The following is a 22,472-nucleotide window of genomic DNA, read 5'->3' as shown; positions in this document are numbered from 1 at the left end:
GCGTGCACCCGCGGGACTCCGTCGTCGCCGGGCTGCCGGAGCTCTCGGGCACCGGACGCTGCCTGGTGATGGGCGTCGTGAACATCACGCCTGACTCCTTCTCCGACGGCGGGGAGTGGTTCGAGCCGGAGGACGGCGTCCAGCACGGTCTCGACCTGCTCGCCGAGGGTGCCGACGTCCTCGACGTCGGCGGCGAGTCCACCCGTCCCGGCTCGGCGCGGGTCACCGAGGCGGAGGAGCTGCGCCGGGTGCTGCCCGTCATCTCGCGGCTCGCCGCCGCCGGAGCCGTCGTCTCGGTCGACACCACGCGCGCCACCGTCGCCGAACGGGCGGTCGCTGCGGGGGCCCGCATCGTCAACGACGTGTCCGGCGGCCTCGCCGACCCGCGCATGGGCCACGTCGTGGCGGACGCGGGCGTCACGTACGTCGCGATGCACTGGCGCGGTCACGCGGACGTCATGGACAGCCTCGAGGTGTACGACGACGTCGTGGCCGAGGTGCGCGACGAGCTGGCCGCGCGGCTGGACGCCCTGGTCGCGGTGGGCGTCGCCCCGGAACAGGTGGTGCTCGACCCCGGGCTCGGCTTCTCGAAGGCCGGCGCCCTCAACTGGCCGCTGCTCGCGCACCTCGACGCGCTGCACGCGCTGGGCCGCCCGGTCCTCGTCGGGGCGTCGCGCAAGCGCTTCCTCGGGCACCTGCTCACGGGGGCGCACTCTCTGGCGGACGACGAACCGGCACCGCCGCTCGCCCGTGACGACGCGACCGCCGCGCTGTCCGCGCTCTCGGCGGCGGCCGGGGCGTGGGCCGTGCGCGTGCACGCGGTCCGGGCCAGCGCCGACGCCGTGCACGTCGCGGCCGCCTGGACGGCGGCCCGGGACGACAGGAATGATGCCGTGGTGCTCGCCGCGGCCGCCGGCCCCGAGGCCGGCACGATGATCGGCGGACCCACCGCCGTCGACAGGGAGGGCACCCCGTGACGTTCGCCGAAGCCGTGACCGGCCCCCACGGACGACCGTTGGACCGGATCTGCCTCGAAGGGGTGTCCGCGACGGGTCACCACGGGGTGCTGCCGCACGAGCGGGTCGAGGGCCAGGTGTTCCGCGCCGACGTGGTGCTGCACCTGGACACCCGGGCCGCCGCCACGTCGGACGACCTGGCCGCGACGGTGAGCTACGCCGACGTCGCCCAGGACGTCCACGACGTGCTCGCGGGCTCGCCCGCGGACCTCGTGGAGACGGTGGCCGAGCGCATCGCGGCGGTGGTGCTGGACCGTCCCGCCGTGCACGCCGTCGACGTCCGCGTCCACAAGCCGCAGGCGCCCATCGAGGTGCCGTTCGACGACGTGTCGATCGTCATCCGCCGGGACCGCGAGCACGCGCCGGTGGTGGCCACGCCCGCCGTGTCCGGCGCCGAGCCGCGGACGGCGTCCGAGGTGGCTGGTGACCAGCGCGCCGAGGCCTCGCCGAGCCTGGGGCTCGCCGGCGCGGCCGCGGCCGAGCCGTCGTACGGTCCGGCGGTCGTCGCGCCCACCATGGCCGACGCCCTGGCTGACGAGCCCGTGGGCGCGGAGCCCTTCGGCGCTGAGTCCTTCGGCGCGGAGGCTTTCGGCGCGGAGGCTTTCGGCACGGAGCCGGCCGGGGCGGCCGAGGCGCCCGAGACGGCGGAGCCCGCCGAGGCGGACGTCGCCCCCTACCTCGACCCGCTCGACGCGGCGCCGGCCCGGCCCATCGGGGCGGTGCTGGCCCTCGGGGCGAACCTCGGGGACGCCCAGGTCACGCTGCGTGACGCCGTGACCGACATCGACCGGGTCCCGGGCATCCAGGTCACCGACGTCTCGCCGCTGGCCCGCACGGCGGCCGTCGGCGGGCCGGACCAGCCGGACTTCCTCAACGCGGTGCTCATCGTCAAGACCACGCTCTCGCCGCGCGACCTGCTGCGTGCGGTGCAGCAGGTCGAGGAGCTGCACGGCCGGGTGCGCGAGGAGCGGTGGGGCCCGCGGACGCTCGACGTCGACATCGTGCAGTACGACACGCTGACGACGACGTCCGACGACCTCGAGCTGCCGCACCCCCGCGCGCACGAGCGCGCGTTCGTCCTGGTGCCCTGGGCCGAGGTAGCGCCCGACGCCGTGCTCGGCGGGCTCGGCGGCGGCCCCGTCTCCCAGCTCGCGGTGACCGCACCGGACCGTGCGGGGATCCGGTGGCTCGCGCTGGACTGGCTCACCGGTCCCACGCAGTCCACCGGCCAGGTGGCGACGGACGGCGGCCCCGCGCCGTCGGCGCCCGTGCAGAGTGTGTCCGTCGAGCGCGCGCCCGCCGTTGCCCCGGATGCCCGGTCGTCCGAGCCGGAGACGCCGCAGGCGCCGCCGACCCCGCCCCACGGGTATGCGTCCGAGGCGCCGCAGGGGTATGCCCCCGAGGGCCCGCGGGACTACGCGCCCGAGGCGCCCCGGGCGTACTCGCCCCAGCCGTCGCAGGGGTACGCCCCCGAGGCCCCGCAGGGGTATGCGCCCGAAGGGCCTCGGGACTACGCGCCCGAGGCCCCGCAGGGGTACGCGCCCGAGACGCCCCGGGCCTACGTGCCGGAGGTGTCGACGTCGAGCACCCCGCAGGCACCTCTCGTCCCGATCTTCGAGGTTCCCTCGGCCCCGCAGCCGCCCGCGCCGCCCGTGACCGCCACGCCGCACGCCCCCGTGCCGCCGGCACCCTCGACCTCGCAGGTACCTGCGGAGCCGCCCGCGTCGTCGTACGAGCTGCCCCTGCCGTACGACCCGCCCGCGCAGCAGCCCGCCTACGAGCCGGCGCCGCAGGCGTACCAGCCGCCGGCGGAGCCGTCGTACGAGGTTCCGGACCAGCCGCAGGCGTACCAGCCGCCCGCGATGCCGGCGCCGCCGGAGCAGCAGGTCTACCCGGCTTTCGGCGAGCCCGCCCGCGACGACGCGTACGCGGTGTGGGGCCCGCCCGCGCCGGCCGACCCCTTCGGCACCTCGGCCCAGCACCCCACCGCGGCTCACCCGGAGGTGCCGGAGGCGGGGTACGACCCCACCGAGCGCGACCGCTGACATGCGCCGCACCTCCGTGGCCACGCTCGGCCTGATCACGGCCGTGACGGCCGTCGTCGGGGCGGTCGTGCTGCGCCTGCTCGAGTCGCGCGGCATCTACCTGCCGATCGTCGCGTGGGTCGAGGACATCGCCCTGCTGGGTATCGCGGCGGGCATCTTCTGGATGGGCTGGGCCGTGCGCGCCTACCAGAAGGGTGACCGGCCGGGGCTGGACCCGCTGCGGGCCGCGCGCACGTTCGTGCTGGCCAAGGCAGGGGCCTTCACGGGCGCGCTCCTGGCGGGGCGGTACCTGGCGACGGTGCTCGTGGTGCTGGAGCAGCTCGAGATCGAGGCGCGACGGGACCAGGCGGTCGCGGCCGGGATCGCCGCCGGGTGCGCGGTCGTCCTGGCCGTGGTCGGGCTCGTCGTCGAGCGGTTCTGCGAGCTGCCGCCCCCTGACGACACCGACGGCAAGAAGGACGCCGAGCCGCTGCCCTCGTGACCGGCACGGATGGAAGGATGGCCCCATGACCAGCATCCCCGAGGGCTCCGACCCCTCTGTCGCGCCGCCGGCGGGACCCTTCGACCCGCCGGGAGTCACCTGGCAGGGCGTGTCGCCGCGCCTGGTCCAGGCCAGGCTGATCCCGAGCGCGCTGACCTTCGGCGTGCCGGTCGTCGCGGGCGCCGTGCTCGCGGTGCTCGTCTCGCCGTGGTTCTGGCTGCTCGTGGGGGTCCCGGCGGTCCTGCTCGTGTGGACGGCGCTCCTCGTGCCCCGGCAGGTGCGCGCGATCGGGTACGCGGAGCGCGACGACGACCTGCTGATCCGCAAGGGGATCCTGTTCCGCTCGCTCGTCGTCGTGCCCTACGGCCGGATGCAGTACGTGGACGTCGAGGCCGGGCCGCTCGACCGGAAGCTGGGCATCGCGAAGGTGCAGCTGCACACGGCGTCGGCCGGGACGGACGCCGTCATCCCGGGCCTGGTGCCCGACGAGGCGGAGCGCCTGCGCGACCGGCTGACGGCGCGCGGCGAGGCGAGGCTGGCGGGCCTGTGAGCGAGTCGTCGGACCCGTTGCTCCCGCCCTCCCCGGGGCCGGTCCCGTCGGACGGCTCACCCTCGCCGTCGACGCCGGAGGGCACCGGCGTGCGCACGGACCTGCGCTGGCACCGGGTCCACCCGGTGACGCCGTTCGTGCGCGGCTGGGCGGCGATCGGCGTCGTCGCCGTCATCGGCGGCCAGCAGGTGCTCGAGAACGTCTCGGGCGCGCTGCGGCTCGCCGACGAGATCGGCGGGCTGTGGTGGATGGTGATCGTCGGGGTCGTCCTCGTGCTGGCGGTCGTCTTCGGGTACGCGGCGCTCGCGTGGAAGATGACGGCGTACGCGGTCGACGACGACGCCGCGCACCTGCGCAAGGGCATCCTGTTCCGCCAGCAGCGGCACGCCCGGCTCGACCGCCTGCAGGCCGTCGACGTGCGCCAGCCGCTCCTCGCGCGTCCGTTCGGGCTCGCCGAGCTGCGCCTCGAGGTCGCGGGCGGCGCGGACTCCGCCGTGGCGATCGGCATGCTCAAGGAGTCCGACGCCCAGCGGTTGCGTGCCGACCTGCTCGCGCGCGCCGCGGGGGTCAAGGCGGCGCGACGGGACACCTCGCCGGTCGAGCCCGCCGGGACGCCGGCGCCGTCGGCTCCCGGCGACCCCGCCACCGGTACCCCGGCACCGGAGGCACCCGTCGGGGCCCCCGTCGAGGAGGCCGGCGCGGTGGACGCACCGGACGACGTCGCCCCGGAGGCCCCGGAGCGTCCCGTCTACGAGGTCCCCGCACCACGGCTGCTGATCTCGCTGCTGCGGATGCCCGGGGTGTGGCTCGGGGTCCTGGTGCTGGCCGGCGTGGGCGTCGCGGTGCTGATGACACGCCAGACCAGCATCCTCGTGTCGGCGCTGCCGGCGATCCTCGGCATCGGCGGCTACCTGTTCAACCGGTTCGCGGGCGAGTTCGGCTTCCGCGCCGCGCTGTCCCCGGACGGCATCCGCCTGCGGCACGGTCTGCTGGAGACGCGCGCCCAGACGATCCCGCCCGGCCGGGTGCAGGCCGTCTCGATCACCCAGGGCCCGTGGTGGCGCGGCCCTGACTGGTGGCGCGTGCGGGTCAACGTGGCCGGCTACGGAGGGGGCGAGGGGGCCGACGCCGAGCGGCAGAGCGTGCTGCTCCCCGTCGGGCCCCGCGAGGAGGCGCTCACGGCGCTGTGGCTCGTGCTGCCGGACCTCGAGGCGGGCGACCCGGACGAGACGCTCGCCCTGCTGGACGAGGCCCTGAGCGGGGACGGGCGCAGCGACCGCTGGTTCGTGACGAGCCCGCGCAGTGCCCGCCTGCTCGACCCGTGGAGCTGGCGCCGCAACGGCTACGCGCTGACCGGCCGCGCGCTGTTCGCCCGCACCGGTCGCTTCGTGCGCCGGCTCGACGTCGTCCCGCACGAGCGCACGCAGTCGCTCGGGCTCGCCCAGGGGCCGTGGCAGCGTCGTCGCGGGCTGGCGTCCGTCGTCCTGCACACGACGCCCGGCCCGGTGGCTCCGGCCGTGCACCACCTCGAGGCCGCGGAGGCGGCCCGGCTGCTCGGCGAGCAGTCGGTGCGCGCGCGAGAGGCCCGGGCCCACACGACGCCCGAGCGCTGGATGGAGGGGCCCCGGTGAGCGTCCCGGCGCGCCCCGGCGGTACGAAGCCGGGTCGGCTCGGGGTGGGGATCGTCGGCGCGGGACGCGTCGGTGCCGTCCTGGGGAGCGCGCTGCGCGCCACCGGGCACGCGGTCGTCGGGGCCAGCGGGGTGAGCGAGGAGTCCCGGGAGCGGATCGCGACGCTGCTGCCCGGCGTCCCGCACCTGGACGTCCCCGAGGTCGTGGAGCGCTCCGAGCTGGTCCTGCTGGCGGTGCCCGACGACGCACTCGCGGACGTCGTGGCGGGCCTTGCGGCGCTCGGCGCCTGGCAGCCGGGCCAGCTCGTGGTGCACACGTCGGGGCGGTACGGCACGGCGGTGCTGGACCCGGCCCGCGGGGCGGGGGCCATCCCGCTCGCCGTCCACCCGGCGATGACGTTCACCGGCACGTCGCTCGACCTCCAGAGGCTCAACGGGTGCACGTTCGCCGTCACGGCCCCCGCCACGGTGCAGCCCATCGGCCAAGCGCTCGTCGTCGAGGTCGGGGGAGAGCCCGTCGTCGTGGCGGAGGAGGCGCGCGGGCTGTACCACGCGGCCCTCGCGCACGGGGCGAACCACCTGGTGGTGCTCGTCGCGCAGGCCGCGCAGGCGCTGGAGGCGGCCGGCGTCGAGCACCCCGGCCGGGTGCTCGCGCCGCTGCTGTCGGCGGCGCTCGACGGCTCCGTCCGTGCCGCGGACGTGCGCGACGGCGTCGGGCCGGGGGCCGTCGCGGCGCTCACGGGGCCGGTCGCGCGCGGTGACGTCGGGACGGTACGCACCCACCTGGAGGTGCTGGGTGCGCTGGCGACCCGGACGGGCGCCACCGACGTCGTCGACTCGTATGCTCAGCTCTCGCGGGCGGCGACGCGCCGGGCCCTTGCCGCGCACCGGATCGACGACCGGTCGGCCCGGGACCTGCTCGATGCCCTGTCCACCCCCGCGTCGGCGGACACGCCCGCCGACCCGCCCGCCGACCCGCCCGCCGACCCGTCAGAGACGCCGGACGGCACGTCCCCCGACGCGCCCGCCCGCACCGACGACCCCGAGGAACGACCATGAACCACCCCGCCCCCGCCGTCGTGCGCACGCGCGAGGAGCTGCGCGAAGCACTCACGTCCTGGGCACTCACCGGCCCGGAGCCGACCGACCGCCGGGCGGTCGTCATGACCATGGGTGCGCTCCACGACGGGCATCTCCAGCTCGTGCGCCGCGCGCGCGAGGAGGCCGGCGCCACAGGTCAGGTCGTGGTGACGATCTTCGTCAACCCGCTGCAGTTCGGCGCCGGCGAGGACCTCGACGCGTACCCGCGCGACCTGGACGGCGACGTCGCGAAGCTCGCGAGCGTGGGCGCCGACGTGGTGTTCGCCCCCACCCCGGACGTCGTGTACCCCGGCGGCGACCCGGTCGTCCGCGTGTCCGCGGGCCGGATCGGCGAGGTCCTGGAGGGCGAGCACCGTCCGGGGCACCTGGACGGCGTGCTCACCGTGGTGCTCAAGCTGATGCACCTGACGCGGCCCGACGTCGCGCTGTTCGGCGAGAAGGACGCGCAACAGCTCCTCGCCGTCCGACGCATGGTGGCGGACCTGGATCTCGAGGTCGCCGTGGTCGGCGTCCCGACCGTGCGCGAGGCGGACGGGCTGGCGATGTCGTCGCGCAACGCCTACCTCTCCGACGAGGAGCGCACGCTGGCCCTCGCCCTGTCCCGGGCGCTGGCCGGGGGCAAGGCCGCGGCGGACGCCGGGCGGGGCTCCGCGGCGGTGCGGCAGGCGGCGTCGGGAATCCTCAACGAGGCCTCCGGCGTTGTGGTGGATTATCTGGCGCTCGTCGACCCCGCTACCGTGGGCGCGGTACCCGCGGACCACCGCGGTCCCGCCCTCCTCCTGGTGGCGGCACGCGTGGGCACCACCCGACTGATCGACAACCAGGCCGTGGACGTCGTCGCCGCCCCCGCAGGGGCGGGCCACGACGACGACACCGCTGGCCAGGAGGCGTAACCGTGACTGACCTGACCTCGACGCCCGGCGTGCCCGGGCCCGCCGGCGACGCCCCGCGCCGTCGTCCGGCGTCGCTCCAGCGGCCGATGATGATCGGCAAGATCCACCGGGCGACCGTCACGCAGGCCGACCTGCACTATGTGGGATCGGTCACGATCGACGCCGACCTGCTCACCGCGGCCGACCTCGTCCCGGGCCAGCAGGTCGACATCGTGGACGTCACCAACGGCGCCCGGCTGACCACGTACGTCATCCCGGGCGAGCCGGGCAGCGGGCAGATCAGCATCAACGGGGCCGCCGCGCACCTGGTGCACCCGGGCGACGTCGTCATCATCATCGCGTACGGGACCATGTCCGACGCGGACGCGCGCACCTTCGACCCGGCGGTCGTCTTCGTGGACTCCGACAACCGGATCGTCGAGCTCGACAGCGACCCGGGCCAGGTCCCCGACGGGTACGGGCTGCAGGCCAGCGGCCTGCCGTTCGCCGCCGTCCGTTGACCCCGCCGCGCCTGGCGCGCGCGCTCGCTGCCCCGGCGCCGGGATGGACGACGTCTGCCGATGCCGTCGTCGTGGGTTCGGGCGTCGCCGGGCTCACCGCGGCCCTGGAGCTGCGCACGCGGGTGCCCCGGGTCCTGCTGGTGACCAAGGGTTCGCTGTCCTCCGGCTCGACGGTGTGGGCGCAGGGCGGCATTGCCGCCGCGCTGCACCCGGACGACACCCCGGAGGCGCACCTGACCGACACGCTCGCCGCCGGCGGCGGCCTGAGCGAGGTGGACGCCGTGCGCGTCCTCGTGACCGAGGGCCCGGACCGGGTCCGTGAGCTGGTCGCGCGGGGCACCACCTTCGACGTCGGGCCGGACGGCGGCATCGCCCTCACGCGCGAGGGCGGGCACCGCGCGGACCGGATCGCGCACGCCGGCGGAGACGCCACGGGCGCGGAGATCTCCCGGGCCCTGGTGGCGCAGATCGAGGCCGTGCGGGACGACCCGGGCATCGAGGTGGTGGAGAACGCCCTGGTGCTGGACGTGCTCACCGGTGCGCCCGACGCCGGCGGCCGGCGCCCGGTCGCGGGCGTCACCCTGCACGTGCGGGGCGCGGGCAGCCGGGACGGTGTGGGGGCCGCCCTGGCGCCGGTCGTCGTCCTGGCGACGGGCGGCATCGGGCAGGTGTTCCGCTCGTCGACCAACCCGCCCGGCGCGACCGGGGACGGCATCGCCGCCGCCCTGCGCGCCGGCGCGGACGTCGCGGACCTCGAGTTCGTGCAGTTCCACCCCACCGTGCTGTGGCTCGGCCTGGGGGCCAAGGGCCAGCAGCCGCTCATCAGCGAGGCCGTGCGCGGCGAGGGCGCGCTGCTGCTCGACGTCGACGGCCACCGGTTCATGCCCGGCGAGCACGAGCTGGCGGAGCTGGCACCGCGGGACGTCGTCGCGCACGCCATCGTGCGGCAGATGGCGGCGACCTCCGCCGACCACGTGCTGCTCGACGCCCGGCACCTCGGGGCGGCGTTCCTGCGCGAGCGTTTCCCGAGCATCACCGCCCGGCTGACCGCCCACGGCATCGACTGGACCGAGGAGCCCGTGCCCGTGGCGCCGGCGCAGCACTACCACTCCGGCGGCGTCGTGACCGACGTCCGCGGGCGTACCTCGGTGCCCGGGCTGTACGCCGTGGGCGAGGTCGCGTGCACCGGCGTGCACGGTGCGAACCGGCTGGCGTCGAACTCGCTGCTCGAGGGGCTCGTGTTCGCGCACCGTGCGGCCCAGGACGTCGCGCGGCGCTGGGACGCGGGCGAGCTGTCCCGCGCCCCGGAGCCCGCGGCGCGTCCCGGCGCTCCCGCGCTGGTCGCCGCGGCCGCCCGGTCACGGGTGCAGCAGGCGACGTCCGACGGCGCGGGCCCCGTGCGCTCGGCGGCGTCGCTCGCACGTGCCGCTGCCGCCCTGGCCCGCGTCCGGACGGACGCGCACCTGGCGGCCGACGTCGTCGCGATCCCGCAGACCGCCGAGTGGGAGACCACCAACGTGCACCAGGTGGCGTCCGCGCTGGTGCACGCCGCGGGCCTGCGCACCGAGTCCCGGGGCGGGCACTTCCGTACCGACTTCCCCGGGCTCGACGCGACCTGGCAGCGCCGGGTCACCGTCTCCCTCTCCGACGACGGCACCCTCGTCGCGAGATAGAGAGCCCTCCCGCCGAGATAGAGAGGCTCCCGTCTCGCGGGGTGCCCTACGGCACCAGGTCGAGCGCCAGGTCGAGGATGGGCGCGGAGTGCGTCAGCGCGCCGACGGACAGGTAGTCGACGCCCGCCGCGGCGACCTCTCGGGCGCGGTCGAGCGTGAGGTTCCCGGTGGCCTCGAGCTCGACGTGCGCCGGGATGCCGTCCCGTCCCTGCCGTGCACGCACCGCCGCCACGGTCTCGGCCAGCACCGGCGTCGGCATGTTGTCGAGCAGCAGGAAGTCGGCACCCGCGTCGAGGGCCTCCAGCGCCTGGGCGGTGGTGTCGGCCTCCACCTGGATCGCGACGTCGGGGAACGTGGCGCGCACGGCCCGGACCGCCGCGCCCACGGAGCCCGCGGCCACCACGTGGTTGTCCTTGATCATGGCGACGTCGTGCAGGCCCATGCGCTTGTTCGTGCCCCCGCCGGCGCGCACGGCGTACTTCTCCAGGGCCCGCAGGCCGGGAGTGGTCTTGCGGGTGTCGAGCACCTGAGCCCCGGTCCCGGCCAGCTCGCGCGCCCACGCCGCCGTCGCCGTCGCGACGCCCGACGCGCGCGATGCGAGGTTGAGCAGCGTCCGCTCCGCGACGAGCAGCACCTGGACCGGCCCTGTCAGCGACGCCAGCACCTGCCCCCGCTCGACGGCGTCGCCGTCCTGGGCGTGGAAGGTCGCCTCGGGATCGGGCAGGCCGAGCCGCGCCGCCACCTGGTGCAGGGTCTCCGCCACCACGACGAGCCCAGCGAGCGTGCCCGGCGCACGGGCGACCAGGGCCGCGGTCCCCGTGCTCGACGCCGGGATCGTCGCCTGCGTCGTGACGTCGCGGCCGGGGGCGGCACCGAGGTCCTCGTCGAGCGCCGCGGCGACGGTGCGGGCGATCCAGCCCGCGTCGAGCCCGGGCTCGACGGCGGACGGCTGGGCGAGGACGGGTCGGCCGGGCCGGTCAGGAGTCACGCTCACGGCGAGCCACGTTACCCGTGTCCGGCCCCGGGGGTGCCGGCGGGTCGCCGTCGGGAGGCCGTGAGCGGGTGTGGTACACGCCGCCCGTAGAATCGACGGGTGACCTCCCCGCAGAATCCCGCGTCCGCCGTGCCCGCAGAACCGGCCGAGCAGGAGCTCGTCGTCGACGACCTTCCCGAGCAGCTTCGCGTCCGGCGCGAGAAGCGCGACCGCCTGCTCGAGCGGGGCGTCGAGCCGTACCCGGTGAACCTGCCGGTCACGCACAGCATCGTCGCGGTGCGTGACGCGTACGGGCACCTGGAGGCGGGTGAGGAGACCGACGACCTCGCCGGCGTCGCCGGCCGCGTCGTCTTCCTGCGCAACACGGGCAAGCTGTGCTTCGTCACGCTGCAGGACGGCGAGGGGAACCGGCTGCAGGCCATGCTCAGCCTCAAGGAGGTGGGCGAGGAGTCGCTCGCCGACTTCAAGTCCGACGTCGACCTGGGCGACCACCTGTTCGTGCACGGGCGCGTGGGCGCCTCCCGTCGCGGAGAGCTGAGCGTCTTCGCCGACTCGTGGCAGCTGGCGGCCAAGGCGCTGCGCCCGCTGCCGGTGCTGCACAAGGAGCTTTCCGAGGAGGCCCGCGTCCGCCAGCGGTACGTGGACCTCATCGCGCGCCCGGCGGCGCGGGACATGGTCCGCCTGCGCTCGGCCGTGACGCGGTCCCTGCGAGAGAACTTTCACGGCCGCGGCTTTCTCGAGGTCGAGACGCCGATGCTCCAGACCGTGGCGTCCGGCGCCTCTGCGCGTCCGTTCTCGACCCACATGAACGCCTATGACATCGAGCTCTTCCTGCGCATCGCTCCCGAGCTGTTCCTCAAGCGTGCCGTCGTCGGCGGAGTCGAGAAGGTCTTCGAGATCAATCGGAACTTCCGCAACGAGGGTGCGGACTCCACGCATTCCCCGGAGTTCGCGATGGTCGAGGCCTACGAGGCGTACGGCGACTACAACACGATCGGCGACCTCACGCAGAGTCTCGTGCAGACCGCCGCGACGGACGCTCTCGGCACCACTGTCGTGACCCTTCCGAGCGGGGAGGAGTACGACCTGGGCGGGGAATGGGCGCAGATCACGATGTACGGGTCGTTGTCCGAGGCGCTCGGCGAGGAGATCACGCCCGAGACGTCCATGGAGCAGCTGGACGCGCTCGCGGCCAAGGCGGAGATCGAGATCGACCCGAAGAAGTCCAACCACGGCAAGCTCGTCGAGGAGCTGTGGGAGCACCACGTCGGGAACGACCTGTACGCGCCGACGTTCGTGCGCGACTTCCCCGTCGAGACGTCGCCGCTGGTGCGTTCCCACCGCACCGTGCCGGGGCAGGTCGAGAAGTGGGACCTCTACGTCCGCGGCTTCGAGCTGGGCACGGGGTACTCCGAGCTGGTGGACCCGGTGGTCCAGCGGCAGCGGTTCGAGGCCCAGGCGCTCCTGGCCGCCGCCGGCGACGACGAGGCGATGGCCCTCGACGAGGACTTCCTCGTCGCGATGGAGTACGCCATGCCCCCCACGGGTGGAATGGGAATGGGCGTCGACCGCCTCCTCATGGCGCTCACCGGTTACGGCGTTCGTGAGACCATTCTCTTTCCGCTCGTCAAGCCGGCCCTCTGAACGGGATCACGGGAAATCATGGATACACTTCTTGCCGCACTCGCCGCGCTGATCCCGTCCATCGGGGTCGGGCTTCTCTTCTGGCTCGCCATGCGCAAGATCATGCATGCCGACCGGAACGAGCGGCTCGCGCTCGAGCAGCACGAGGCACAGGCGCGTGAAAAGTCCGAGGACCGGCACGCCTGAAACTGCGTTTGCTTTGTCGGTACGGCGTGGTTGTGTTGACAAGTTCATGCAATGAAGGGCACTGTTTCCCCACGACCGGATGTATTCCACAACCACAGGGAGACCAGAGTGGTCCAGAAGCAGCAGATCGTCCTGATCGACGACATCGACGGTAGCGATGCCGACGAGACCGTGACTTTCGCGCTCGATGGCGTCACGTACGAGATCGACGTCACCTCCGCCCACGCTGCTGAGCTGCGCGACGCCTTCGCCACGTGGATCGGGCACGGCCGCAAGACCTCCCGTTCGACGGGCCCCAGCCGGTCCACGGGTCGCCGCACGACCGCCGACCGCGCCCAGCTCGCGAAGATCCGCGAGTGGGCCCGCGAGAACGGTCACAAGGTCAGCGACCGCGGCCGCATCCCGAGCTCGGTCCTCGCCGCGTTCGAGGCCGCGCACTGAGCCGCTGACGCATTCTGACGAGCGCAGGTCGCCCTGCGCCACCGACGACGCCCCGGCCGGGTCCTCCCGGCCGGGGCGTCGTCCTAGGCTGAGGGCATGACGGCATCCACCTCTTCGTCCCTGTGGGTCGGCACGTATCCCGCGGCCGGCACGGCTCCCGGTAGCGGCGAGGGCATCTGGGACGTGCCGATCGACGCCGACGGACGCCTCGGCCCCGCCCGGCTCGTCGTCACCGCGGCGGCGCCGTCGTTCCTCGCGCTGCACCCCTCGGGCCGCACCCTCTACGCCGTCTCGGAGACCGCCGCGGGCTCCCTCACGGCGTTCCAGGCCGGGCACGACGACGGCGCCTCCCTGACCGTCTCCGGTTCCCTGGCGTCCGGGGGCGACGACCCGTGCCACGTGCTGGCGGGAAAGACCGCGGTGTGGGTGGCGAACTACGGCGACGGCGTCGCCGCCTCCGTCGCCGTCGACCCGACCACCGGCGACCTGGCTGCCGACGGCGTCACCACCCGTCCCGGTGCGGGCGACGGGCCCGTCGCCGACCGGCAGGCCGGTCCGCACGCGCACTTCGTCGCCGTCGTCGCGGACACGGTGCTGGTCAGCGACCTCGGTGCCGACCTGCTGCGTCGCTACCCCGCCGGCTCTGAGCCCGAGGTGACCGAGCCCGAGGCACCCGGCGACGGCGTCGCGGCCCACCTCCCGCCCGGCACCGGGCCGCGGCACCTGGTGGCGCTGCCCGACGGCTCGCTGGCCGTGGTGGGGGAGCTGGACGCCAGGATCCACGTCCTGACGCGGGACGGCGCCGGGTGGGTGCCGTCGTCGTCGACCCCGGTCTGCGCGGGAGCGCAGGCAGGGACGGACTTCCCCGCCCACGTGACCCTGAGCGACGACGGCACGCGCCTGCACGTCGGCGTGCGCGGGTCGGACGTGCTCGCCGTGCACCGGGTGCACGCGGGCGACGGCGGCCCGCCGACGCTCGAGCACGTCGCCGACGTCCCCCTGGGCGACGGCGCCTGGCCGCGCCACCACGCCGTCGTCCACCCCGCGGCGGACCCCGCGGCGGACCCCGCGGCGGACCCCGCGGCGGACCCGGCGGTGGATCACGCCGTGGGCGCCGGCGGCTGGTCCCCCGCGGTGGAACTCGTCGTCGTCGCGCTGCAGGGCACGTCGGAGCTGGTGAGCGTCCGCCTCGACGTGCCGGCCGGCACGGGCGAGGTCGTCGCGCGGTCCCCGATGCCGACCCCACCCGCCTGCGTGCTGGAGTCGTGATGTCCGACGCGCACGCCACGGGTCGTGGCCGTCCCGGGCCGCGCGTCGCGATGCTCTCGGTGCACACGTCGCCGCTCGACCAGCCGGGCACCGGTGACGCGGGCGGGATGAACGTCTACGTCCTGGAGCTGTCCCGCGCGCTGGCGCGGCGCGGGGCGGAGGTCGAGATCTTCACGCGGGCGACGTCGTCCACGCAGCCGCGGTGGGTCGACGTCGAGCCCGGCATCCGGGTGGTCCACGTCCCCGCGGGACCCTTCGAGGGGCTGGACAAGAACGACCTGCCGGGCCAGCTCTGCGCCTTCGCCGCCGGGGTGCTGCGGGCCGAGGCGCACCGCCCGGCCCACTGGTACGACGTGGTGCACAGCCACTACTGGCTGTCGGGCCAGGTGGGCTGGCTAGCGGGCGAGCGGTTCGACGTGCCGCTGGTGCACACGATGCACACGATGGCGCGGGTCAAGAACGCGGCGCTCGCGCCCGGCGACACCCCGGAGCCGGTCGGGCGGGTCGTGGGGGAGGAGCAGGTCGTCGCCGAGTCGGACGCGCTGGTCGCCTCGACGCGCGAGGAGGCCGCCGAGCTGGTGCGCGAGTACCACGCCGACCCGGACCGCGTGCACGTCGTCGCGCCGGGCGTCGACCTGGACACGTTCACCCCGCTCGTCACCGTCCGCGAGGGCGCGCACGACCCCGCGACGCACGACCCCGCGACGCACGACGCCGCGAAGCGTGCGCTGCGCGAGCGTCTCGGGCTGCCCGTGGACCGCCCGGTGGTGCTGTTCGCCGGCCGCGTGCAGCTCCTCAAGGGGCCGGACGTGCTGGTGCGGGCGCTCGGCGTTCTCGCCGACCACGCCAGCCAGGGCCCGCTGCCCGCCGCTCCGGTGGACTGCTGGCGGGACGGCGGTGGCTCGCGGGTCCCGACGCTCGTCGTGCTCGGGGGAGCCAGCGGCCGGCCGACCGCCGTGCGCGAGCTGGAGGCCCTCGCGCACCAGATGGGTGTGACCGACCACCTGATCGTCCGCCCTGCGGCCCCGCGCGAGACTCTCGTCGAGTACTTCCGCGCCGCCGACGTCGTCGCCGTGCCGTCGCACAGCGAGTCGTTCGGCCTCGTCGCCGCGGAGGCGCAGGCGTCGGGGACCCCCGTCGTCGCGGCCGCCGTCGGCGGGCTCCAGACGGTGGTGCTCGACGGCGTCTCCGGGATCCTGGTGCCCGACCACAGCCCGTGGACGTGGGCGCGGGTTCTGGGCGACCTGCTCGCCGACGACGCGCGGCTGCGGCACCTCGCGGCCGGTGCCCGCCGCGCGAGCGAGCGGTTCTCGTGGGACTCGGCCGCTGCCGGCATGCTCGACGTCTACGCCCAGGCGGCGAAGGCCCACGCCGCCCGCCGCCGCTGACCGCCCCGCCCTCCGCGCTCGGCCCGCCTGCCGAGACAGGGGGTTGACCCCGGATTCGAGGGACCGATCCCGCCCGTCCGCATGTCCGACGCGGAGCAATCACCTGGTCGGCGACCTGCGCGGACGGGAATGCGCGACCGGGCCGGGTGATTGCACCCAGCATGCCGATCTCCGGAACCTATGCCCCGAGCCCGTCCGCCCGTGCCGCCAAGCAGGTGGAGCTCTACGAGTCGTCCGGGGGGACGAAGGGCACGACGTTGGGTGGCAGGCCCGTCGTCATCCTCACCACCGTGGGGGCGAAGACGGGCAAGGTCCGCAAGACGCCGCTGATGCGGGTCGAGCACGACGGCGCGTACGCCGCCGTGGCCTCCTTGGGAGGCGCCCCGAAGCACCCGGTCTGGTACTACAACGTGCGCGCCGACTCGGACGTCGAGCTGCAGGACGGCCCGGAGAAGCACGAGTACGTGGCACGCGAGGTGACCGGGGACGAGAAGGCGATCTGGTGGGAGCGGTGCGTGGCGGCGTACCCGCCCTACGCGGACTACCAGGCCAGGACGGAGCGGCAGATTCCCGTGTTCGTCCTGGAGCGCGTCGCCTCCTGACCCCGCGGTCGCTCGGGCAGGGAATGGGGCCGGCAGGGGGCGGCCGCGTCCGTGATCCGGCCCACGGTGCGACAGGCTCGGTGCAGAAGGCAGGATGGACCCATGACCTACACCCTCGTGCTGCTCCGCCACGGCGAGAGCGAGTGGAACGCGAAGAACCTCTTCACCGGCTGGGTGGACGTGCCGCTGTCCGAGAAGGGCACCGCGGAGGCCTCGCGCGGTGGCGTCCTGCTGAAGGAAGCCGGCGTCGCCCCCGACGTCGTGCACACGTCGCTGCTGCGCCGCGCCATCAACACGGCGAACCTGGCGCTCGACTCCGCTGACCTGCACTGGATCCCGGTCAAGCGGAGCTGGCGCCTCAACGAGCGCCACTACGGCGACCTGCAGGGCAAGGACAAGAAGCAGGTGCGTGACCAGTACGGCGAGGAGCAGTTCATGCTCTGGCGCCGCTCCTACGACGTGCCGCCGCCGGAGATCGAGCTGGGCTCCGAGTTCTCCCAGGACGCCGACGTGCGCTACGCCGGTGAGCCGATCCCCCGCGCGGAGGCCCTCAAGCAGGTGCTCGAGCGGGCGCTGCCGTACTGGGACGGCGAGATCGTCCCCGACCTGAAGGCCGGCAAGACCGTCCTGGTGGCGGCGCACGGCAACTCGCTGCGCGCCATCGTCAAGCATCTCGACGGCGTCGACGACCAGACCATCGCGGGCCTCAACATCCCCACCGGCATCCCGCTGGTGTACGAGCTGGACGAGGAGACGCTGGAGCCCACGAACCCGGGCGGCACGTACCTCGACCCGGAGGCCGCGAAGGACGCCATCGCCGCTGTCGCCAACCAGGGCAAGTAGACCGCCGAGAAGGCACCACGGCCAGAAGGGCACGGTCCGCGGCTGCTGCGGACCGTGCCCTCCGTCTCTCTCGGCGCGGGCGCCTCTCTATCTCGCTGGGGAAGCCTCTCTATCTCGGCGCGGGGGCGTCTCTATCTCGGCGGATGGCAGCATGGCGGCGTGCACTCCGGCAACGGACTGGCGCGGGCCTACTACGACGACGTCGTCCGCCCCCTGCTCGAGGCGTGGCGGCCCGGGCTGCCGCACGCGGCGGCACGCCTCGGCAGCGGCTCGGACGTGCTCGGGCTCGACGACGCGACGTCGCGGGACCACGACTGGGGCTGCGGCTCACGCTGCTCGTCGCCGCCGACGACGTGGAGCCCGTCGACGCGTACCTCGAGCGGGCGCTCCCGGAGACGTACGCCGCGCTGCCCACCCGGTTCGCGACCACCTGGAACCCTGTGGTGCGCCAGCGGGTCGAGGTGGCGACCCCGCGAGGCTTCGCCCGCTCGCGGCTCGGGCCGGACCCGACCGCGCTCGACGACGCCGGCTGGCTCGCGCTGACCGGGCAGTCCGTGCTGGAGGTGACCGCCGGGCCTGTCTTCCACGACGGCGTCGGCGAGCTCACCGCGATCCGGGACGGCCTCCGCTGGTACCCCGACCACCTGTGGCTCCACGTGCTCGCCGCCGAGTGGGAGCGCGTCGGGCAGGAGCTGCCGTTCGTCGGCCGCACCGGCTCACGGGGCGACGACCTCGGCTCCCGCGTCCTCGCCGCCCGGATGACCGGCGCGCTGATGCGGCTGGGGCTGCTGCTTGAGCGCCGGTGGCCGCCCTACCCGAAGTGGCTCGGGACGACGTTCGACCGCACCCTCGCCGCGGCGACCGCGGGCCCGCACCTCGAGCGGGCGCTCGCGGCCGCCACGTGGCAGGAGCGGGACGCCGCCCTCGGCGACGCCTGCGACGCGCTGCACGAGCGGCAGCGCGCCGTCGGGCTGCCCGCGCGTCGGCGAGAGCGGCTCTGGAGCTCAGGCGCCGGAGCGGACGTGCTCCGGCTCGAAGTCGCCCGTGACCAGGAACGTGATGCGGCGGGCGACGGAGACGCCGTGGTCGCCGAAGCGCTCGTAGTACCGACCGAGCAGGGTGACGTCGATGGTCTGCTGCGGCGTGCCGGGCCAGCCCGGCGTCAGCATCGCGGCGAACGTGTCCTGGTGCAGGGCGTCGAGCAGGTCGTCGTCCTGCTCGACCTCGGCGGCCAGCGCGACGTCACGTGTCGCGAGCAGCGCGGTCACCTGCTGGGCCACGTGCACGGCGGCGTCGTTCATCTTCACGAACGTCTCCCGCGCAGGGCCGGGCACGGCCTGGTTCGGGTAGCGGCCGCGCGCGACCTGGGCGACGTGCCGGGCGAGGTCGCCCATCCGCTCCAGCGTCGCGGAGATGCGCAGCGCGCTGATGACGACGCGCAGGTCGGTCGCGACCGGGGCCTGCTGGGCCAGCAGGTGCACGCACCGCTCGTCGAGCTCGCTCTCCAGCCGGTCGATGGCGTGGTCGGCCTCGATCACCGTCTGCGCGAGCTGGTGGTCGGACTCGAGCAGGGCGGTGCCGGCCTTGGTGATCGCGGCCTCGACGAGCCGGCTCATCTCGATGAGGTCGTCACCGACCTGCTGCAGCTCGGCCTCGAAGATCTCTCGCATGGATGTTCCTCTCGGGGAAGTGGGTCCTTCGCACGCTCCCACGTGCCGTGGACGGCGGATGGACGCCCAGGTGAACTCCGTGGACCCCGCAGATGAACAGTCGGCGACGGGTCGCTGAGCAGTTCGGGTTCCCGTCGGTTCGGGCGCCGGCGTCCGCCTACCCTGAGGTGTGGAAGGAATCATCCCGGGCGTCACCGCGGTCGTCGCGGGCATCCTCGGCATCGTGGTGGGCGTGGTGGCGACACTGGCCTTCCGCTATTCCGAGCATGCGCTGCGCAGCAGACCCGAGACGCCGGCCCCCGAGCTGGACGAGGGGCTGGTGCGCGTGCTCGCGGTGCTGCGCTCGGCCGCGGTCGTGCTCGCCGCCGACGACGAGGTGGTGCGGGCGTCGCCGCCGGCGTACGCGCTGGGCGTGGTGCGCAACGACGCCCTGGTCCATCCCGCGATCATCGACATGGTGCGTCTGGTGCGCCGCGACGGCGTGATCCGCGAGGAGGAGCTGGAGCTGCCCCGTGGCCCCATCGGGTCCGGGACGGTCCTGCTGCAGGTCCGGGTCGCGACGGTGGGGCCGGACATGCTGCTGGTCCTCGCGGAGGACCGCACCGAGGCCCGCCGGGTCGAGGCGATCCGGCGTGACTTCGTGGTGAACGTGTCGCACGAGCTCAAGACGCCCGTCGGAGCGCTGGCGCTGCTCGCGGAGACGGTGCAGGACGCCGCGGACGACCCCGTCGCGGTCCGCCGGTTCACGCAGCGGATGCAGGCCGAGGCGACCCGCCTCTCGGCCCTCGTCCAGGAGATCATCGAGCTCTCGCGGCTCCAGGTCGCCGGGGCGCTGCAGCAGGTGACGGCGGTCGACGTGCGGACCGTCGTCGACGAGGCGGTCGACCGTGCGCGCACGACGGCGCAGGCGAAGAACATCACGATCGCCGTCGGGGGCGGGGCGGACTGCGTCGTGTACGGCGACCACAACCTGCTCGTCACCGCCGTCCGCAACCTGCTCGACAACGCGGTGAGCTACTCGCCGGAGAACACGGGCGTGGGCGTCGGGGTGCGCGAGCGCGACGGCCTCGTCGAGATCGACGTCGTGGACCAGGGGATCGGGATCGCCGAGGACGAGCAGGACCGTGTCTTCGAGCGCTTCTACCGCGTCGACCCGGCGCGCTCGCGCGACACCGGCGGCACGGGGCTGGGGCTGAGCATCGTGAAGCACGTCGCCGCGGACCACGGCGGGGACGTGCAGATGTGGTCGGAGCCCGGCAAGGGCTCGACCTTCACCCTGCGCCTGCCGGCGGCGGACCTGTCGCACGAGGACGACCTGCCGGCCGAGCCGGACGCGGCGGCGCCGGCAGCACCGGCGCCCGGCACCCGCGAGGACGGCTCGGCCCAGCACGGCTCGGCCCAGGACGGCACCACCCACAGCACGAACCACAGCAGCACGAGCGACGAGGAGGTAGGCGCGTGACGCGCATCCTGGTGGTCGAGGACGAGGAGTCGTACCGAGACCCGCTGACGTACCAGCTCACCCGGGAGGGCTTCGAGGTCGTGGAGGCCTCGAACGGGGTGGACGCGCTGGCGGCGTACGACGACGGCGGGGCAGACCTCGTGCTCCTCGACCTGATGCTCCCGGGCCTCAGCGGCACGGAGGTCTGCCGCGAGCTGCGGCAGCGCGGCGACGTGCCCGTCATCATGCTCACCGCCAAGGACTCGGAGATCGACAAGGTCGTGGGCCTCGAGCTCGGTGCCGACGACTACGTGACCAAGCCCTACTCGTTCCGTGAGCTGCTGGCGCGGATGCGGGCGGTCATGCGGCGCCGCGGGCCGTCGGCCGGCGGGGACGGTGCCGCGACCCGGCACGACGACGACGGCGAGCCCGTCCTGGAGGTGGGCCCGGTCCGGATGGACGTGGAGCGGCACACGGTCGCCGTCGGCGGGGAGCCGGTGTCCCTGCCGCTGAAGGAGTTCGACCTGCTCGAGCTGCTGCTGCGCAACGCCGGCCGGGTGCTCACGCGGGGGCAGCTCATCGACCGCGTCTGGGGTGCCGACTACGTGGGCGACACCAAGACGCTCGACGTTCACGTGAAGCGGATCCGGTCGAAGATCGAGGCCGACCCGGGGGCGCCGCAGCTGCTCCTGACGGTGCGTGGCCTCGGCTACAAGCTGGCGGACGACGAGGCCTGACCCGCCCCGTCTCACGGCGGCACTCGCACGGGAGCGTCCCTCGACCGGCCCGACGGGCCGGTCGAGGGACGCTCTCGTGATCTGACCGTGACACCAGGTGACCAGCCGCCGACCACTGTTCACTCGTCGTTCACCTGCTCCTGGGTGCCGGGCCACCTTCGGCTCCTAGCGTGCGAGACGAAGCCGGCAGCCGCCGGGTTACCCAACGTGTGAACAGGATGGAACGACACGTGAAGCTCAGCCGATTCACCCGTGCTGGATCTGCCGTCGCGGTCGGCGCTCTCGCTCTCTCGCTCGCCGCGTGCGGTTCCGACCCGGAGCCCGCCGGCGCCGAGGGCACCGGCTCGACGGACGCGGCCGACGGGTCGACCCTGTCCGGCGAGCTCAACGGTGGCGGAGCCTCGTCGCAGGAGTCCGCCATGGAGGCCTGGCGTGCCGGCTTCCAGAGCGCGAACCCCGACGTCACCGTCAACTACGACCCGGTCGGTTCGGGCGGCGGTCGCACCGGCTTCGGTGACGGCACCTACGCCTTCGCCGGTTCCGACGCCGCGCTCGAGGAGGAGGACCTGGCCGCGGCCGAGGCCCAGTGCGGCCCGGGCGGCATCATCGAGTTCCCCGGCTACGTGAGCCCGATCGCCGTGGCCTTCAACCTGCCGGGCGTCGACTCCCTCAACCTCAAGCCCCAGGTGATCGCCGACATCTTCAACGGCACGATCACCTCCTGGGACGACAAGGCGATCGCGGCCGACAACCCGGACGTCGACCTGCCCCAGACGGCCATCACCGTGGTGCACCGCTCGGACGACTCGGGCACCACCGAGAACTTCCAGGAGTACCTGTCCGCGGTGGCTCCCGACGAGTGGCCGCACGAGCCCGAGGGCGTGTGGCCGATCAAGGGCCAGGAGTCCGCGCAGGGTACGTCCGGCGTCATCGGCGCCGCGCAGTCCGGCGAGGGCGCCATCACCTACGCCGACGCCTCCCAGGTCAGCGGCCTGGGCACGGTCGCCGTGGGTGTGGGTGACGACTTCGTGCCGTACAGCGCCGAGGCCGCTGCCGAGGTCGTGGCCCAGTCGCCGCGCGTCGAGGGCACCTCCGAGGGCGTCTACGCGATCGACCTGCAGCGCGACATCGCCGGCACGTACCCGATCGTGCTGGTCTCCTACTCCCTCGCCTGCGGTACCTACGCCGACGAGGCCACGGCCGAGCTGGTCAAGGGCTTCATGACCTACCTCGCCAGCGAGGAGGGCCAGCAGGCCGCCGCCGACGCCGCGGGCTCGGCCCCGCTGTCCGCGGACATCCGCGACGCGGTGATGCCCTCCATCGAGGCGATCGCCGCCGGCTGACCGGAGCACCGGACAGTACCGGGCA

Annotated in this window: 21 protein-coding genes and 1 pseudogene; 20 read left to right on the top strand and 2 right to left on the bottom strand. The window is 74.4% G+C overall.

Annotated features, from left to right (window positions below; genetic code table 11):
• The first annotated feature begins 2 nt into the window (after nt 1-2).
• The 9 genes from folP to LEP48_RS06825 all read left to right on the top strand — a co-directional run bounded on the left by folP (nt 3) and on the right by LEP48_RS06825 (nt 9,889).
• Entirely contained in the window at nt 3-977 is a 975-nt protein-coding gene (gene folP / locus LEP48_RS06865) for a dihydropteroate synthase (RefSeq protein WP_422723803.1), read from the top strand.
• Nucleotides 974-3,061 carry a 2-amino-4-hydroxy-6-hydroxymethyldihydropteridine diphosphokinase gene (gene folK / locus LEP48_RS06860; protein ID WP_225564825.1) on the top strand — a complete coding sequence of 696 codons (2,088 nt, stop codon included), beginning with the start codon at nt 974-976 and terminating at the stop codon, nt 3,059-3,061. The genes folP and folK overlap by 4 nt, the downstream gene beginning before the upstream one ends.
• A gap of 1 nt (nt 3,062) precedes the next feature.
• Nucleotides 3,063-3,542, top strand: coding sequence for a DUF3180 domain-containing protein (locus LEP48_RS06855; RefSeq protein WP_225564824.1), 480 nt, complete (start codon nt 3,063-3,065; stop codon nt 3,540-3,542).
• 25 nt (nt 3,543-3,567) lie between these two features.
• Nucleotides 3,568-4,092: a PH domain-containing protein gene (locus tag LEP48_RS06850; RefSeq protein WP_225564823.1), complete on the top strand. Its 525-nt coding sequence runs from the start codon at nt 3,568-3,570 to the stop codon at nt 4,090-4,092.
• Nucleotides 4,089-5,723, top strand: coding sequence for a PH domain-containing protein (locus tag LEP48_RS06845; RefSeq protein ID WP_225564822.1), 1,635 nt, complete (start codon nt 4,089-4,091; stop codon nt 5,721-5,723). The genes LEP48_RS06850 and LEP48_RS06845 overlap by 4 nt, the downstream gene beginning before the upstream one ends.
• On the top strand, nt 5,720-6,781 hold the full coding sequence (locus LEP48_RS06840) for a Rossmann-like and DUF2520 domain-containing protein (RefSeq protein WP_225564821.1): 1,062 nt from the start codon (nt 5,720-5,722) through the stop codon (nt 6,779-6,781). Before LEP48_RS06845 ends, LEP48_RS06840 begins: the two co-directional genes overlap by 4 nt.
• Nucleotides 6,778-7,716 (top strand): pantoate--beta-alanine ligase, encoded by a 939-nt coding sequence (panC, locus tag LEP48_RS06835; RefSeq protein ID WP_225564820.1) that lies wholly within the window; start codon nt 6,778-6,780, stop codon nt 7,714-7,716. The genes LEP48_RS06840 and panC overlap by 4 nt, the downstream gene beginning before the upstream one ends.
• Before the next feature lie 86 nt (nt 7,717-7,802).
• On the top strand, nt 7,803-8,216 hold the full coding sequence (gene panD / locus LEP48_RS06830) for an aspartate 1-decarboxylase (RefSeq protein ID WP_225564856.1): 414 nt from the start codon (nt 7,803-7,805) through the stop codon (nt 8,214-8,216).
• Complete coding sequence (locus LEP48_RS06825; RefSeq protein ID WP_225564819.1) at nt 8,213-9,889, top strand: L-aspartate oxidase; 1,677 nt, start codon at nt 8,213-8,215, stop codon at nt 9,887-9,889. The genes panD and LEP48_RS06825 overlap by 4 nt, the downstream gene beginning before the upstream one ends.
• 46 nt (nt 9,890-9,935) lie before the next feature.
• On the opposite strand, the gene nadC is transcribed toward LEP48_RS06825, so the two are convergent.
• Entirely contained in the window at nt 9,936-10,877 is a 942-nt protein-coding gene (nadC, locus tag LEP48_RS06820) for a carboxylating nicotinate-nucleotide diphosphorylase (protein WP_422723809.1), read from the bottom strand.
• A 105-nt stretch (nt 10,878-10,982) separates the two neighbouring features.
• On the opposite strand from nadC, the gene lysS reads away from it, so the two are divergent.
• The 8 genes and pseudogenes from lysS to LEP48_RS06780 form a co-directional block, all read left to right on the top strand.
• Nucleotides 10,983-12,527, top strand: a complete 1,545-nt coding sequence (gene lysS, locus LEP48_RS06815; RefSeq protein ID WP_422723802.1) for a lysine--tRNA ligase — start codon at nt 10,983-10,985, stop codon at nt 12,525-12,527.
• 18 nt (nt 12,528-12,545) lie between these two features.
• Complete coding sequence (locus tag LEP48_RS06810) at nt 12,546-12,713, top strand: hypothetical protein (RefSeq protein WP_225564817.1); 168 nt, start codon at nt 12,546-12,548, stop codon at nt 12,711-12,713.
• A gap of 108 nt (nt 12,714-12,821) precedes the next feature.
• The gene (locus LEP48_RS06805; protein WP_225564816.1) at nt 12,822-13,154 is read left to right on the top strand and encodes a histone-like nucleoid-structuring protein Lsr2; all 333 of its coding nucleotides are present in this window, start codon (nt 12,822-12,824) and stop codon (nt 13,152-13,154) included.
• Nucleotides 13,155-13,250: 96 nt separating this feature from the next.
• Entirely contained in the window at nt 13,251-14,423 is a 1,173-nt protein-coding gene (locus LEP48_RS06800) for a lactonase family protein (protein WP_225564815.1), read from the top strand.
• On the top strand, nt 14,423-15,811 hold the full coding sequence (mshA, locus tag LEP48_RS06795; RefSeq protein ID WP_225564814.1) for a D-inositol-3-phosphate glycosyltransferase: 1,389 nt from the start codon (nt 14,423-14,425) through the stop codon (nt 15,809-15,811). Before LEP48_RS06800 ends, mshA begins: the two co-directional genes overlap by 1 nt.
• 161 nt (nt 15,812-15,972) lie before the next feature.
• The gene (locus tag LEP48_RS06790) at nt 15,973-16,413 is read left to right on the top strand and encodes a nitroreductase family deazaflavin-dependent oxidoreductase (protein ID WP_225564813.1); all 441 of its coding nucleotides are present in this window, start codon (nt 15,973-15,975) and stop codon (nt 16,411-16,413) included.
• Nucleotides 16,414-16,515: 102 nt separating this feature from the next.
• The gene (locus LEP48_RS06785) at nt 16,516-17,256 is read left to right on the top strand and encodes a phosphoglyceromutase (protein ID WP_225564812.1); all 741 of its coding nucleotides are present in this window, start codon (nt 16,516-16,518) and stop codon (nt 17,254-17,256) included.
• A gap of 143 nt (nt 17,257-17,399) precedes the next feature.
• Nucleotides 17,400-18,023: pseudogene (locus LEP48_RS06780) on the top strand (DUF4037 domain-containing protein); the annotation flags it as partial.
• A gap of 237 nt (nt 18,024-18,260) precedes the next feature.
• Here LEP48_RS06780 and phoU read toward each other — a convergent pair.
• Nucleotides 18,261-18,926 carry a phosphate signaling complex protein PhoU gene (gene phoU, locus LEP48_RS06775; RefSeq protein WP_225564811.1) on the bottom strand — a complete coding sequence of 222 codons (666 nt, stop codon included), beginning with the start codon at nt 18,924-18,926 and terminating at the stop codon, nt 18,261-18,263.
• Nucleotides 18,927-19,095: 169 nt separating this feature from the next.
• Here phoU and LEP48_RS06770 point away from each other — a divergent pair, with 169 nt between their 5' ends.
• From LEP48_RS06770 to pstS, 3 genes are all read left to right on the top strand, one after another.
• Nucleotides 19,096-20,388: a sensor histidine kinase gene (locus LEP48_RS06770; protein ID WP_225564810.1), complete on the top strand. Its 1,293-nt coding sequence runs from the start codon at nt 19,096-19,098 to the stop codon at nt 20,386-20,388.
• Complete coding sequence (locus tag LEP48_RS06765) at nt 20,385-21,104, top strand: response regulator transcription factor (protein WP_225564809.1); 720 nt, start codon at nt 20,385-20,387, stop codon at nt 21,102-21,104. Before LEP48_RS06770 ends, LEP48_RS06765 begins: the two co-directional genes overlap by 4 nt.
• A 230-nt stretch (nt 21,105-21,334) precedes the next feature.
• Nucleotides 21,335-22,447, top strand: a complete 1,113-nt coding sequence (gene pstS, locus LEP48_RS06760) for a phosphate ABC transporter substrate-binding protein PstS (RefSeq protein ID WP_225564808.1) — start codon at nt 21,335-21,337, stop codon at nt 22,445-22,447.
• Nucleotides 22,448-22,472: the final 25 nt, after the last annotated feature.

The sequence above is a fragment of the Isoptericola luteus genome (assembly GCF_020297055.1).
Classification (GTDB): domain Bacteria; phylum Actinomycetota; class Actinomycetes; order Actinomycetales; family Cellulomonadaceae; genus Isoptericola; species Isoptericola luteus.
This window is presented reverse-complemented; position numbering and strand designations above follow the sequence as displayed.

What these genes read in the sequence shown, in the direction of transcription:
- LEP48_RS06855 (WP_225564824.1), top strand. Translation starts at nt 3,063, where the DNA reads ATGCGCCGCACCTCCGTGGCCACGCTCGGCCTGATCACGGCCGTGACG.
- LEP48_RS06850 (WP_225564823.1), top strand. Translation starts at nt 3,568, where the DNA reads ATGACCAGCATCCCCGAGGGCTCCGACCCCTCTGTCGCGCCGCCGGCG.
- panC (WP_225564820.1), top strand. Translation starts at nt 6,778, where the DNA reads ATGAACCACCCCGCCCCCGCCGTCGTGCGCACGCGCGAGGAGCTGCGC.
- panD (WP_225564856.1), top strand. Translation starts at nt 7,803, where the DNA reads ATGATGATCGGCAAGATCCACCGGGCGACCGTCACGCAGGCCGACCTG.
- LEP48_RS06810 (WP_225564817.1), top strand. Translation starts at nt 12,546, where the DNA reads ATGGATACACTTCTTGCCGCACTCGCCGCGCTGATCCCGTCCATCGGG.
- LEP48_RS06800 (WP_225564815.1), top strand. Translation starts at nt 13,251, where the DNA reads ATGACGGCATCCACCTCTTCGTCCCTGTGGGTCGGCACGTATCCCGCG.
- mshA (WP_225564814.1), top strand. Translation starts at nt 14,423, where the DNA reads ATGTCCGACGCGCACGCCACGGGTCGTGGCCGTCCCGGGCCGCGCGTC.
- LEP48_RS06790 (WP_225564813.1), top strand. Translation starts at nt 15,973, where the DNA reads ATGCCGATCTCCGGAACCTATGCCCCGAGCCCGTCCGCCCGTGCCGCC.
- LEP48_RS06785 (WP_225564812.1), top strand. Translation starts at nt 16,516, where the DNA reads ATGACCTACACCCTCGTGCTGCTCCGCCACGGCGAGAGCGAGTGGAAC.
- phoU (WP_225564811.1), bottom strand. Translation starts at nt 18,926, where the DNA reads ATGCGAGAGATCTTCGAGGCCGAGCTGCAGCAGGTCGGTGACGACCTC.